General features: G+C 69.6%; 11 protein-coding genes and 2 pseudogenes. 6 read left to right on the top strand and 7 right to left on the bottom strand.

Features of this window, described 5'->3' with window-relative positions:
• Window positions 1-718: 718 nt before the first annotated feature.
• The 3 genes and pseudogenes from DL519_RS48270 to DL519_RS00870 all read right to left on the bottom strand — a co-directional run bounded on the left by DL519_RS48270 (window position 719) and on the right by DL519_RS00870 (window position 1,787).
• The gene (locus DL519_RS48270; RefSeq protein WP_263399545.1) at window positions 719-853 is read right to left on the bottom strand and encodes a hypothetical protein; all 135 of its coding nucleotides are present in this window, start codon (window positions 851-853) and stop codon (window positions 719-721) included.
• A gap of 76 nt (window positions 854-929) precedes the next feature.
• Window positions 930-1,097, bottom strand: a pseudogene (locus DL519_RS49620) (BTAD domain-containing putative transcriptional regulator); the annotation flags it as partial.
• A gap of 135 nt (window positions 1,098-1,232) precedes the next feature.
• Window positions 1,233-1,787: a hypothetical protein gene (locus DL519_RS00870; protein WP_190824589.1), complete on the bottom strand. Its 555-nt coding sequence runs from the start codon at window positions 1,785-1,787 to the stop codon at window positions 1,233-1,235.
• Between DL519_RS00870 and DL519_RS00865 the strand changes: the two genes are divergently transcribed.
• Genes DL519_RS00865 through DL519_RS00845 form a run of 5 tightly spaced genes read left to right on the top strand, consistent with a single transcriptional unit; the run spans window position 1,689 to window position 7,606 of the window.
• Entirely contained in the window at window positions 1,689-2,681 is a 993-nt protein-coding gene (locus DL519_RS00865) for an aminotransferase class I/II-fold pyridoxal phosphate-dependent enzyme (RefSeq protein WP_190812464.1), read from the top strand. The two genes, DL519_RS00870 and DL519_RS00865, sit on opposite strands and share 99 nt — an antisense overlap.
• Entirely contained in the window at window positions 2,678-3,688 is a 1,011-nt protein-coding gene (locus tag DL519_RS00860) for a polyprenyl synthetase family protein (protein WP_190812463.1), read from the top strand. The genes DL519_RS00865 and DL519_RS00860 overlap by 4 nt, the downstream gene beginning before the upstream one ends.
• Window positions 3,689-3,690: 2 nt before the next feature.
• A complete protein-coding gene (locus DL519_RS00855; RefSeq protein WP_223838308.1) occupies window positions 3,691-4,704 on the top strand; it encodes a UbiA family prenyltransferase in 1,014 nt (337 codons plus the stop codon).
• Entirely contained in the window at window positions 4,701-6,362 is a 1,662-nt protein-coding gene (locus tag DL519_RS00850) for a prenyltransferase/squalene oxidase repeat-containing protein (protein WP_190812462.1), read from the top strand. Before DL519_RS00855 ends, DL519_RS00850 begins: the two co-directional genes overlap by 4 nt.
• The gene (locus tag DL519_RS00845) at window positions 6,359-7,606 is read left to right on the top strand and encodes an FAD-dependent oxidoreductase (RefSeq protein ID WP_190812461.1); all 1,248 of its coding nucleotides are present in this window, start codon (window positions 6,359-6,361) and stop codon (window positions 7,604-7,606) included. The genes DL519_RS00850 and DL519_RS00845 overlap by 4 nt, the downstream gene beginning before the upstream one ends.
• Window positions 7,607-7,614: 8 nt before the next feature.
• Here the strand turns inward: DL519_RS00845 and DL519_RS00840 are convergent, their stop codons facing one another.
• Complete coding sequence (locus tag DL519_RS00840; protein ID WP_168589645.1) at window positions 7,615-8,616, bottom strand: methyltransferase; 1,002 nt, start codon at window positions 8,614-8,616, stop codon at window positions 7,615-7,617.
• Window positions 8,617-8,779: 163 nt separating this feature from the next.
• On the opposite strand from DL519_RS00840, the gene DL519_RS00835 reads away from it, so the two are divergent.
• Window positions 8,780-9,619, top strand: a complete 840-nt coding sequence (locus DL519_RS00835) for a TauD/TfdA dioxygenase family protein (RefSeq protein WP_190812460.1) — start codon at window positions 8,780-8,782, stop codon at window positions 9,617-9,619.
• A 188-nt stretch (window positions 9,620-9,807) separates the two neighbouring features.
• On the opposite strand, the gene DL519_RS00830 is transcribed toward DL519_RS00835, so the two are convergent.
• The 3 genes and pseudogenes from DL519_RS00830 to DL519_RS45355 all read right to left on the bottom strand — a co-directional run.
• Window positions 9,808-10,830, bottom strand: coding sequence for an alcohol dehydrogenase (locus DL519_RS00830; protein ID WP_190812459.1), 1,023 nt, complete (start codon window positions 10,828-10,830; stop codon window positions 9,808-9,810).
• Window positions 10,831-11,553: 723 nt separating this feature from the next.
• Complete coding sequence (locus DL519_RS00825; protein ID WP_190812458.1) at window positions 11,554-11,961, bottom strand: hypothetical protein; 408 nt, start codon at window positions 11,959-11,961, stop codon at window positions 11,554-11,556.
• Between the two features lie 187 nt (window positions 11,962-12,148).
• A pseudogene (locus DL519_RS45355) lies at window positions 12,149-12,740 on the bottom strand (transposase); the annotation flags it as partial.
• Window positions 12,741-12,882 lie beyond the last annotated feature (142 nt).

Genomic DNA, 12,882 nt, shown 5'->3' with positions numbered 1-12,882 from the left:
CAAGTAGTCGCTACCCTCGACCCGTCATGACACCGGGACCGGACTTGCCGGGCCGGAACTTCATGCCACCGAGCTTGATCGGCGCTGGTGCGCGGCCATCGCCAGTTGTCTACTGATGGCGCCGGGTCGCGCACGGCGGGGACGAAGAAATACCGGCGAAGCATGCACGGGTGCGATCAAGGCCGTTAAACAGTTCAGCCGGATTTGCAGCTGTCTTGTCGAATAGCGGAATCTTGCCGCCGCAAAGGAAAGTATTGGTGACACAGTCAGCGGTTGGTCACGCCGAAACCGGGCCGGGCGATTCGATCGGCGCCAGATGGCAGCAGATACCAACACCGAACGCGTTGACCGAGTTGCGCGCAGGCAAGGTGCACAATGCGAACGATGCGGACTCTCGTTGCGGGAGACGAGCAACGCTCAATCCGTGCGATTTCCGGCAGCAAAAATAGCGGGTATGAATTCCTACCCCCTTCGAGTGGGCTTCCATAAGTCGGCAGTGTCCGGCGGTTCCTGGCGGTCCGCTTACCACACCTACCGACGTGAACGGTCCGTTCGCCCCACACCACCACACAGGCACCCAACATCAGGAAGACGAGGCGAACGGACCACTTACCACACCTAACGACACGAACAGTCCGTTCGCCCCACACCAGCAACGCCAGGTACACCACCGCCGCACAACGAGTTCTCAAACAGCCTCTATGGCGCCCGAAAACGCTCACGGGCTCTGTTGGTCAAGCACCGCCACGATGCCCTCGCCGGCCAGGCGCAGCGGTTCGCGGCTGGTCGCCAGGACGTGCAGGTGCGCTGCGCCGGCGCCGACGCACCACCGGCTGCGGTCGCGGCGCGGCAAGGGCGGGATTCTGCGCGAGCAGGGACCGGTGCAGTTCGACCAGTTCCGAGCTCGGGTCCACGCCCAGTTCGTCGTCCAGCTGCCCGCGCAGATCCTCGTAGCTGTCGAGGGCTTTGGCCTGCCGTCCGCCCCCCGTAGCCGCCCGCAGCTGGGCCGCACGCAGCCGTTCGCGGATGGGATGCGCGGTGACTAACGTCGTGAGATCTCCCGCCACCTCGCCATATTCACCCAGCGAGAGCCGCGCCTCGGCCGGTTCTTCGACGGCGACCGGGGCGGCCGTGCGTGCTCTCGCACGGACCGGTGTCCGTCGGGTCGTGAGTGGCGTTGCCGGTTCTTACCGGTGTCATGTCTCGGTAGATGTGTCAATCCCCGGACACGCCTAACCCACGGAAGAAGCAGAAGAGCCGAAAATCAGGCCCGATTCGCCCTGCCTGCACTCGGCGAGCTTCCTGAGTGCTTTGGGTGCGCCGCAGATCTGGCCCGGCAGGTGCGGGAAGCGCCCGGCTTCGACGTGCTGGCCAAGGATCTCGCCGCCTTGGCAAGAGCCGCCGACGGAAACACTTTCGTCACGGCCTGGAAACCGGAGTGTGCTCATCGCGCACGCGATGCTACGGAATTGCCGGCCTACCGTCGATCCGCCATCGGGAATGGTGCCCGAAATTCCGGTGACCGTGCCCGGAAAGCTAACCCGATCGTCGGTTTTTGTCTGGTGGACAATGCTTTCAGCGGCTTGACAATGATCACGACTGCCCGCAATCTGACGGAGGCTCTGATCTAGAATGTGGTGACAGGCGTTGGAAAGCCCGTGTGCGGCAACGGAAAGGCCTTCATTCACGTGACTCAGATCATTCATCAGCTGTCCCTGAACGAAAACACTTCCCGACCATTGCCCGGCGTGCTCGAGGCGGCCGAAAGCAGCCTCGGCCGCATGCACCTCACGCTCGACGCGCTGGCCACCGGACTCACCAACGCGATCGCGGAGCGGCTCGCGATCGCGCCGGAGCGGGTGGTCGCCGGCGCCGGTTCGGGGGCCCTGCTCCAGCAGTTCCTCACCGCGCACTCCGGTGCCGGCACGTCGGTCGTGCACGCCTGGCCGTCGTTCGAGCTCTACCCGCTGCTGATCCGCAACGCGCTGGCCGAACCGGTCGCGGTGCCCTCGGACGGAGACGGCCAGGACCTGGCAGCGCTGGCCGCCGCCGTCACTCCGCAGACGAAGATCGTGCTGCTGTGCAACCCGAACAACCCGACCGGCGAGGTACTCGGCCGCGCCGAGCTGGCGGACTTCCTCGCCGCGCTGCCCCCGCACGTGCTGGTGCTGGTCGACGAGGCGTACCGCGAGTTCGCCGACCCCGCGCACATCGCCGACGGGCTCGCCCTCGCGACGGCCGACGACCGGGTCGCGGTCGTGCGCACGTTCTCCAAGTCCCATGGCCTGCTCGGTCTCCGCGTCGGATACCTGGTGGCGGCCGAACCGGTGGCCGCGGCGTTGCGGCCGATGCTGCCGTTCTACCGGGTGCCGACCGTCGCGCAGGCCGCGGCGCTGGCGGCGCTCGACGCGGAGGACGCGATGCGCGAACGCTGTCGCGAGGTGGCGGCCGAGCGCGACCGCGTGCGGACCGGGCTGCTCAACCTGGGCTGGGACGTGCCGCCCAGCGGCGGGAACTTCCTGTGGCTGCGGCTAGGCGACCGGAACAAGTCCTTTGTGGACTATCTTGCCGCGCGCGGCGTCGTGGTGCGCGAGATCGCCGGCGCCGGGGTGCGCGTGAGCACCGGGACGCCGGAGGCGAACGACGCGTTGCTGGTGCTGGCCAAGGATTTCGCCAGATGACTGCTCCCGACGCCCTGAGCCACGAGGTCACCTCGTCCCCGGTCGTGGCGGACATCCGGCGCACGCTCACCGCGCGTTGGCCCGCCACCGGTGATCGTCTCGACGAGGTCTCCCGCTACGCGCTGCTGTCGCCAGGCAAGCTGTTACGGCCGCTGATGCTGGCAGCCTCGGCCGAGGCGGTCGGCGGCGATCGCGAAGCGGTGATGCCCGCAGCGCTGGCCGTGGAGTACCTGCACGCGGCGTCGCTGGTGCACGACGACATCATCGACGGCGACACCACCCGCCGTGGCCGGGCGTCGGTGCACGCCCGCTACAGCGTGTCCGACGCGATCGTCACCGGGGATGCGTTGATCATCAAGCTGTTCGGCGCGCTTGCCGAATGCGCGGTGCCGGAGGCGAACATCCTGTCCGCAGTGCGCATACTCGCGCGAGCGGGCGAAGACCTGTGCCGCGGCCAGGTGCAGGAGGCGCTGCTGGTGCCGCCTGCCCACGACACGCCGGACAGCGGTCTCGCGGCCTACCTTCAGGTGGCCGCGCTCAAGACCGGTGCGCTGTTCCGCGGCTCCTGCCGGGCCGGTGCGGTGCTCGGCGGCGGATCGCCCGGTGCGGTCGACGCCGTCACGGAGTTCGCCGAGCACACGGGCCTCGCCTTCCAGATGTACGACGACCTGCTGCCGTTCCTCGGTGATCCAGCGGTCACCGGGAAACCGGGCACGAGTGACGTGGCGAACCTCCGCCCGACCTTCCCGGTGTTGCTGGCCCACCGCGAGGGAGGACCGGCCGAGCGGTCCCGGATCGAGCAGGTGCTGGCCGGCGGGCTCCGGCCGGATGCGGCGCTGGCCGCCTTGCGCGAGGTCGTGGTGGCGACGGGCGCGCTTGACCTCGCACTGGCGCAGGCGCGAGAGGAGGTGCGGCTGGCCAAGTCCGGGCTCGGCGTGCTCCCCGTCGCCGAGGCGGCCGGTCTGCTCGGCGCGGTGGCCGAGCTCGCGGTGCGGAGGGACCGCTGACCGTGGCGCCGGCGATCACGCGACTGTGCCGGCGGATCGGCTGGTCGGTCCTCGCTCACGTGCAAACCTGGCGCCCCTACACCTCCTGCTACCCCGCGCTGCTCGGGCTCGCGGGGACCGCGGTGGCCGGGGGCGCGGGCCGTGCGGACGCGCTGGTCGTGGCGGCGCTGGCCCCGACGCTGGGTTGGCTGTCCGGGCACTACCTCGGCGACTACTTCGACCGCAACCTCGACGCGATCGGCAAACCGCATCGGCCGATCCCGTCGGGACGGCTGTCGACCGAGGCCGCGCTGTGCGGCGGCCTGGCGTGCGCGGCGCTTTCGGCCGTGCTGGTGGTGTGGGCGAACTGGCGGATCGTGCCGCTGTTCGTCGTCGCGGTGGCCGGGATCGTCGGCTACAGCAAGGTGTTCAAGAGGCGCGGCATCGCCGGCAACGTCACGCGCGGCGCGCTCACCGCGCTCGCCCTCGTGATCGGCGCAATGGTGGCTGCGCCATGGCCCCCGTGGCCGCTGCTGCCGGTGGCGGCCGGTTTCCTCCTGCACGACACCGCGTCGAATCTGGTGGGAACGGTCCGCGACGTCGACGGCGACCGCGCCGGTGGCTACCGCTCGGTGCCGGTGCGCCGCGGCGTCCGGCACGCGGTCCGGCTCGCCCTGCGCCTGTACAGCGGTGGCGTCGCGCTGGTCGTGCTCGGCGCGGTTTGGGCGACAACGGATCCGGCCGCCCAGCTCGCTATCACCGCCGTCGCCGCCATCATCGGGGCCTGCGCGTTCACGCCGTTGGTGCGCGCGGGCGACGTCGTGGGCGCGCGGACCGCGTTGCGCGCCCACGAACTGCTGGTGGCCGAACGCCTCGCGCTCGCCGCCGCGGTCATCGCAGGTGTCACCGGCAGCCGCTTCGCGCTCGCACTCGTGCTGCCCGTACTGCTGTTCTCGCTGCTCACCCAAGCGCTGATGCGCGCCCGCCACGAGTTCCCGCCCGCCCCTACGGTGGCCGGGAGAAAGGACCCGGCGTGACCTTCCTGCGTTCCGACCAGATCACCGAGGCGATCACCGAGGGCGCCGAGGCGCTGTTCGCCGCACAACGCGCGGACGGGGTGTTCGACTACGGCGGAGCAGGACTGACCTCGACGCTCGGCACGGTTGGCGCGGTGTGCGCGCTGCACTTCGCCGATCCCGGAGGGGCCGCGGACCTGATCGAGGCAGGCGTCGGCTGGCTCAAGCGCACGCAGGCCGCCGAAGGCGGCTGGGCGATGGTGCCCGGCGAGGCGGCCGAGGCCGGGCCGACGGCCGTGGCGTCGGCCGTGCTGCACCTGACAGATCCGCGCGGCAACGCCGCCGCAGTCGAGGCCGGTCAGGAGTGGATGCGGGAATTCGGCAGCCTGGAAGCGATCCCGCACGCGGAGGTCGTCGCGTGGTGCCGGCAGTTCTACGGCTTCGCGGGCTGGCTCGACGCGCACGAGATGCGGCGGTTCCCGCTTGAGCTAGCGCTGTTGCCCGGGCTGTACCGGCGGCTGTTCGACCTGCGCGCACCGATGGTCTCCGCGCTCGGCCTGGCCCAGGCGCGGCACAAACCGCTGACCCGGCTGCAGCGGTCGTTGGCGAAGCTCGCGGAACCGAACGCGCTCGCCGTGATCCGGCAGGTCTACGAGCACGAGGGCAGCACCGGCGGCTGGTGCGAGGACGCCTGGGTGACCGGGCTGATCTGCGCCGGGCTCGCGCGCGCCGGGCTGGGCGGTGACATGGTCGACGGCGCCGTCGGCTGGTTCCGCCGGATGGCCGCGCCCGACGGCTCGTGGTCGAGCGGGCCGCTGGACCTGACCTGGTCGATGTACGCCACCGCCGGTCTGCTCGAAGCGGGGTACGCAGCGGATCCCCGGCTGGCCGCCGTCAAGGAGCTCTTCCTTCGCCTGCAACAGGATCAGCCTTTCACCGCATTCGGCTGCGCGCCCGGGTTCTGGGGCTGGTCGGGCACTCGCGGCTGGCCCGCGACGCTGGAGACCGGCGAAATCTTGTCCGCGCTGAACCACTTGCCCGGCACGGACCAGGCCGATGCCGTGCGCCGCGGCGTCACCTGGCTGACGCTGCAGCAGGACACCCGCGGCTCGTGGGGCTTGTGCGTGCGAAACACGAAGGTCGCCAACAGCGGACCGTGCCCGCACATGACCGCGCAGGCCGTGGACGGGCTGCTGGACTCGGGCGTGCCCGCCGAAGACCGCCGCGTCCGCCGCGCGCTGCGGTGGCTGGCCAAGGTGCAGAAGCCGGACGGAAGCTTCGAGTCCGTCTGGTACCGCATGAACACCGCGGGCACCTCGGCCGTGCTCCAGTCTTTCGCCAAAGCCGGTGCGGCAGACGGCGAACCGGCACGACGCGCGCGGGCGTGGCTCGAACGCACGCGGCTGGCCGACGGCTCGTGGGGCACCGGCGACGGCGAGCCCGGGACCGTCGAGGAGACCGGCTGGGCGGTGTCGGCGCTGCTGGCCGCCGGGGCCGAACCGGATTCCGCGCGGTCCGGTGTGGACTGGCTGCTGGCGCACCGGCTGCCCGCCGGCGGCTGGCCCGCCGCGAACGTCAACGAATACGTGCGGCACGTCTGCCGGTACCCGAATCCCGCGTTAGCCCACGGTCTCGCGCTGAAAGCCCTTGCCCGCTACCGGAAGGCGGTGGCGGGATGAGCTACGACGTCGTGGTGTGCGGCGCCGGCGTCGCCGGGCTGGCGGCGGCGTGCGCGCTGGGCCGGCTGGGTCGGCGCGTGCTGCTGGTGGACAAGCAGGAGCGGGTGCGGCCGGTCGCCAAGGGCGAGGTGCTCCAGCCGGGGGCACTGGCGATCCTGCACGAGTGGGGCGTCGCGCTGCGGCTGGAAGCGGCCGGGGCACTGCGGCTCGGGAAGCTGGTCGCCCGCGACGCCGAAGGCCGCGCGCAGATGGCTCTCGACTACGCGCGCCTGCCCGTGCAGCGCAACTGGCTGCTCGCCCACGATTACCCGGCGATCCTCGAAGCGCTTGCGAAATCCCTGCCGGACAACGTCGAGTTCTGCCGTGGAGAACTGGTGACCGGCCTGGTTTTCACCGGCGGCCGGGTCACCGGCGTCCGGATCGGCGACGGCGTCGTCGAGGCAGCGCTCGTGGTAGCTGCCGATGGCGTGTCGTCCCGCCTGCGTCGCGAGGCCGGCATCGAGATCCGCCGCGACGACTACCCGCACCGGCTGGTCGCGCTGGAGCTGCACGACGCGCCGGAGGTCGAACCCGACTTCTCCGCCTACGTCACGCCACGCGGGCTACGCCTGCGTTACCCGTTGCCGGAGGGCCGGATCCGGCTCTACGCGCAGGCCGGGGCGCACGAGATGCGCGGTCTCAGCGCCGGCGGACTGGATCGCTGGGCCACCGACCTGGTCCGGGAGACTCCCGCGCTCGCACCGCTGGAGGCGTCGATCCGCACGCACCTCGCCGCCCGGCAGTTGCTGCCGGTGTCCCGGTTCCTCGCGCCATCGCTCGCCGTCCCGGGCCTGGCGCTGGTCGGGGAAAGCGGGCACACCGTGCACCCGATGGCCGCGCAGGGCATGAACAGCGCGATCGCCGACGCTTACGAGCTCGCCACGATGCTGCGGCAGGGCGGCTCGCTCGCCGCGGCCGCCGTCGACCACGCGCTGGCGCGGTATTCGGCCGCACGCCGGGAGAATCTGGCGCACATCGGAAGAACGAGCCACAACGCGGCGAGGATGATCACGGACCTGTCGTGGGTGGGCCGGTTCGCCGGCCGCCGGGCGCTGCGCGGCACCGGGGGCAACGACCGCATCCGCTACACCGTGATGCACACGATGTCCGGGCTGGGCGTGCACCCGCTGACCCCGCTGGACCGGCTGCACCAGCTGGGGTTGCTGCCGGACCCGCGGGCCCGGCGGCTCCCGTCCTGGGCGTGAGCGCGGTGTCAGCCCGTGCACTCCACGACGACCAGCCCGCTCGGCCAGCGGTGCGTGGCGTGCACCGACAGGCCCGCGGCCGCGGCCAGCGCGTGGAAGTCGTTGACGCTGCGCTCACGACCGCCCAGCAGCGTCAGCGACTGCAAGTCGAACGAGGAGTTGTTCTTCGCGTGCTCCTCACCGGCGAGCACCTCGACGATCGCGACGCGTCCGTCCGGCCCCGCGGCCTCGCCGCAGCGGCGCAGGATCTTCGTGGCGTTCTCGTCGTTCCAGTCGGTCAGCACCCGCGACACCAGCAGCACGTCGTAGCCGGCCGGCAGCGGATCGAAGAAGCTGCCGCCGACGAACTCCGCGCGTTCGGACAACCCCGCCTCGGCGAACGCCTGCTCGGCTTCGGGACGCACCGGTGGCAGGTCCAGCACGGCGCCCGTCAGGTGCTGGTGCTTGAGCAGCACCTCCGAGAGCAGTGCCCCCGTGCCACCACCGACGTCGAGCACCCGCCGCACCCCGGACCAGTCGTACTCCGCGGCCACGGCCGGGCCGGTCTGCCAGGCGTGCGCGGCCATAATCGCGCCGAAGAACAGTCGCAGCCGTTCGTCGCGCTGGTAGTCAGCCCAGAACTCGACGTCGTGCACCCGGCCGTACGCGGATTCGCCGGTGCGCACCGAATGCAGCATCCCGGTGTAGGCGAGGTCCATCTTCGTGCCCGGGCCGCCGATGTCGAGCCAACCGCGCTGCCAGCGGTGGTCCTCGCCGAGCAGTTCGCGCGACAACGGTGTGAGCCCGTAGGCGCCCGGCGCCGTTTCGGCGAACAGGCCGACGGACACCAGGTGCCGCAGCAGCCGCGCGAGCGAGTCCTCGTCGCACTCGCTCGCGGCGGCCAGCTCCGCCAGGCCGGTGGTGCCGGCCTCGACCAACTCCGGCAGCCGCAGGGCGACCGCGGTGCGGATCGCGAACGGGGTCGCCAGGTCCACGAGGCGGGCGAGCTCGGCAGCGGCATCGTGCGGCATGAGCGTCCTTTCGACGAAGGGGTTCGGGGGCCGCCGGAAACGACATCCGGCACGACCAGAGTGCCAATTCAGGACAATTCCCGTCAACCATCGCCCGAATGTTTTTCCCGGGCGACGAAAGGGCATTTCGCCCTGCCCGAAAAACGTAAGCGAAAGGAGAAAAATGACCGAGAACCGTTTCGACGTGCGCCCGGTGTCCGGAGCCCTCGGCGCGGAAGTGCGCGGCGTTCCGCTCGACGCGCTGACCGACTCCGATTTCACCGCGGTGCGGGAACTGCTGCTGAACCACCTCGTGCTGTTCTTCCCGGACACGGCAGGACTCGAACCGGAAGCGCACAAGGCGTTCGGCCGCCGGTTCGGCGAACTGGAGGTGCACCCGTTCCTACCGAAGCTTCCCGGGCACGACGAGCTGGTGGTGCTGGACTCCGATAAGGGCGCGCGCGCCGACGTCTGGCACACCGACGTCACGTTCAGCCCCTCGCCGCCGATCGCGTCGGTGCTGCAGCTCGTGGAATGCCCGCCGGCAGGCGGCGACACGATGTGGAGCAACCAGTACCTGGCCTTCGAAGCGCTGTCCGCGCCGGTGCGCGACCTGCTCGAAGGGCTCACCGCGGTGCACGTCTTCGAGCACCCGAACGGCTCGTTCCGCAGCGAGGCCGAGCACCCCGTGGTGCGCACGCACCCGGAAACCGGCCGCCGCTCGCTGTACGTCAACCGCATGTTCACCCGCCGAATCCCGCAGCTGACCTCGGGTGAGAGCGACGCACTGCTGAACCACCTGTTCGAAGTTTCCGAGAGCCCGCAACGGGTTTGCCGCTACCGCTGGATCCCAGGCGCGGTCGCGGTCTGGGACAACCGAGCGACCCAGCACTACGCCGTGAACGACTACACCGGCCGCCGGGTCGGCCGCCGCGTCACGGTACTCGGCGACAAGCCCGTCGGCGAACCGGCCCGCTGGCCCCACCACGGGGAGGGCGCGCTCAGCGCGTCGACCAGTAAGTGAGCCTTGTGATGTGGTCCGCCGACGAACACGTCGGCGGACCACATCAAAGGGCAAGCCCGCCGACCGCGTTTCCCGAGCCCCGTCAGCTCAGGAAGACACGATTTGAAGCTGCGCGCCACGATCTTGCCATGTCCACAAGAGACAGTTGTCCGTGGGAACCGGGAAGCCGCAGCAGAACCCGGCGTTCCTCAGTCGGCGGTGAGCACCATGCGGAAGCGGGCGGTGCCGGACAGCATCCTCCGGTACGCCTCGTCGGCTCGTTCCAGCGGCAGGACCTCGATCATCGGCCGGATTCCGTGCAGGGCGCTGAAAGCCATGGTGTCCTGCACGTCCTGCGCGGTGCCGGACGGGTGGCCGCGGACGATCCTGGCGCGCAGGAGCAACTGGAACGGGCTGATTCCCAGTGGCTCGGGCACAGCGCCGATGACGACCAGCTCGCCGCGGTGCGACAGCCCGTCCACCGTCGCAGTGATGGCATCGGAGTTGGCGGCAGTGGCCAGCACGACCTTGGCCCCGCCAAGGGACTGCAGCGCGTCCGCGACCGAGGTGCCGGCCGTGCTGTCGATGTAGTGGTGCGCGCCGAGCTGCCCGGCGAAATCGGCCTTGCCGGCTCCGCGGGCGATAGCCACGGTCTCGAAACCCATGGCGACCGCGTACTGCACGCCGAGGTGTCCCAAGCCGCCGATGCCGAGCACGGCGACGAGATCGCCTGGCCGCGCGGAGCTGCGCCGCAGGCCGTTGTACGTGGTCACCCCCGCGCAGGCCATCGGGCCCGCATCGGTTGCCGTCACCGCGTCCGGGATCCGCGCCAGGGCGTCGGCCGGGGCGATCACCGACTCGGCGAAGCCGCCGTCGTAGGCCCACCCGGGGACTTTCAGGTTGTCGCACACGATGAAGTCACCCTGCCGGCACGGCGTGCAGTTGTGGCAGCTACCGCCGAACCATCCCACCGCGACCCGGTCTCCCACCTGCCACCAGGGTTGCGTTCCCTCCCCGAGCTCCTCGATGCGCCCGGCAATCTCGTGCCCGGGAACCAGCGGGAACCGGACGCCTGGCACCGCGGCGTCGACGAACATCGAGTCGCTGTGGCAGACCCCGCATGCGTCCACGGCAATTCGCACGTGGCCGGGGCCTGGATGCGGTACCTCGCGCTCGGCGATCTCGAACGTCCCCTCGGCGGCGGCGACCTGCGCGACTCGATAGGTGCTCATCTGGATCTCCCCCCGGGTACTGCCACGGACGGCTTCCCGAAACCAGCAGACCAGCTCGTGGCCCATCGCGCACGCCGACCGGAGCCAGCGGGCTTCGACGTGCGGCACCAGCCATTTCGCGCTGCACCGCGTGGCCGACCTCGGCAATGGGTACCTGGGTACCCGAGGCGTGCGGCGGCGCACGAGATCCGTGCGATGGCCTGCGCGTGGTGCTGCGGTGCCCAGATCTCCAGTCTTGCTTCTTCGAAATCGAACTCCCGCACGATGCGGGTCATCGCCTCGTTGGAGATCTCCCCTTCGTTGCGCAACTTCAAGAGCGTCACCCGTTGCACTTCCAGCCCCGCGCGGACCATCTGCTGGTAGCCCAGCGACCTGCCCTCGTAGCCCTCGTCGCTGATGTTTCTGGTACGTGCGCCGAATCGGTCCGGCGGTCACACCAACAGCCGCGTGCGGGTTTCCCGGTCGGGAAACTCCACCAGAGACGTGTCCGGCCTCGCTTCGATCGCCATCGGCGCTCCCTCCGAAATGTCCTTTCCGCCGCGGCATCGATTTTCTCGGAGTCCGCTCGGAACCAAGCCGACCCCGAGCGCGACTCGTGCGAACCGCCGACCCGAAACCACTACCTCGGTCCAGAAAGGTACGAGATTCCCCTCGAACCCGAAAGCGCAAAAAAAGGCCGCAGGCGCAACCGATGTCGCGCCTGCGGCCGTGCACTACGCCGGATCACCACTTCGCCATCGTGGGCCTGCTAACGGTGCCCTGCGCACCGAGGCCCAGGCCGTCCTTACTGTTGTACGACGCGGCACCGACGTGGAACGTCGACCCGTCGGGGCGAATGCCCCACACATCGACCGGGGCGTCCACGCCGTGGGTGCTGAGCTTTTGCATCCAGCAGTTGCCCGGCCGCTGAATGGTACTGGCCATGCCGCCCGTGGTCATGCCGCCGCCGAGTTCGGCCGGGTGAACTTCCACGTAGGCGGAGTAGTTACCCTGGGCACAGATCTGGATATACCCGTTCGGAATGGTCGAGGCCGAGGCGGTCGCCACGGTGCCCGCCAGCAGCGCACCGCTGAGTAGACCGGTCGCTCCGAGCCCCACCACGACCCGCTTCACTGCATTCTTCACACCCATAGGGATTCCTTTCAAGGAATATCGGGGCGCCCTGTTCAAGCGCGTTGCCCAGTAGCCAACCAGCCGCCTCGGGCATACTCAACCGAGAAACTCCAGAACAGGACGAACGGGTATCGGAAAATGCCCGAAAATCTACTTCGACCTACCATCTCCGCACGACATCGGGACCAGTATTTTAGAGCGTGTATCATTTGGCGAGTTTTTTTGCAGCAGATGAGGCGGCAGCAAGCGTGAGGATCCCGCAAAAAAGGCCGTATCGGACGGTCGGTCGGCGGTAGCCGAACAGCGCTCGACGACCCAACGGTGTCGACCAAGTTGTGTGCACTGGACTCGATGCCCTTGCCAGCCAGTCATGACACGATTCCCGGTCGCGTAGCCACTCGCGCAATTCGGCGACATCGTATGCCTTATCCGCGTGGAGTTTCGCGGGGCGGAAGCGGCGTGTGGTTCTCAGCGGGATCGGATCGCGAGAATGGCCAGTACGAGCGGCTTGAGCGCGGCATGTGGGTGTTGGCAGCGGAGACACCAACCGCGAGCGGCATGCCTGAGCGGTCGGACAAGGCGTGGATTTTGGCGCCGAGCTTGCCCCGACCGAGTTCGGACCTGTTACAGAACCCCCTTTTCGCACGAAGCGATGCTCCATCCAGCATCGCCCGGGACCAGTCGATCATTTCCCTGCTCTCAAGCTCGTCGTGAACGGCTTGGTGCAGTCGCCGCCACAGACCGGCTTCGGTCCACTCCGCGAACCGCAGTTGCACGGTGGGAACTTTCACCGCGAAGCCGGCGCTGCGGCGTGGGCGCGGGGCTCATCACCGCGTTCAACTCCGAGACGGCACCGGACGTCGTCCACTACGTCATGGCCGGCGCGGTGAAGGGATGACCCCAGCACACCACCAGCACGGATCCCACCCCCAAAGGAGC

It is taken from the genome of Saccharopolyspora pogona (genome assembly GCF_014697215.1).
GTDB classification, from domain to species: Bacteria; Actinomycetota; Actinomycetes; order Mycobacteriales; family Pseudonocardiaceae; genus Saccharopolyspora; species Saccharopolyspora hattusasensis.
This window is presented reverse-complemented; position numbering and strand designations above follow the sequence as displayed.

Bases quoted from the DNA above. Each gene is read 5' to 3' on its own strand.
- DL519_RS00860 (WP_190812463.1), top strand. From the start codon at position 2,678: ATGACTGCTCCCGACGCCCTGAGCCACGAGGTCACCTCGTCCCCGGTC.
- DL519_RS00845 (WP_190812461.1), top strand. From the start codon at position 6,359: ATGAGCTACGACGTCGTGGTGTGCGGCGCCGGCGTCGCCGGGCTGGCG.
- DL519_RS00840 (WP_168589645.1), bottom strand. From the start codon at position 8,616: ATGCCGCACGATGCCGCTGCCGAGCTCGCCCGCCTCGTGGACCTGGCG.
- DL519_RS00835 (WP_190812460.1), top strand. From the start codon at position 8,780: ATGACCGAGAACCGTTTCGACGTGCGCCCGGTGTCCGGAGCCCTCGGC.
- DL519_RS00830 (WP_190812459.1), bottom strand. From the start codon at position 10,830: ATGAGCACCTATCGAGTCGCGCAGGTCGCCGCCGCCGAGGGGACGTTC.
- DL519_RS00825 (WP_190812458.1), bottom strand. From the start codon at position 11,961: ATGGGTGTGAAGAATGCAGTGAAGCGGGTCGTGGTGGGGCTCGGAGCG.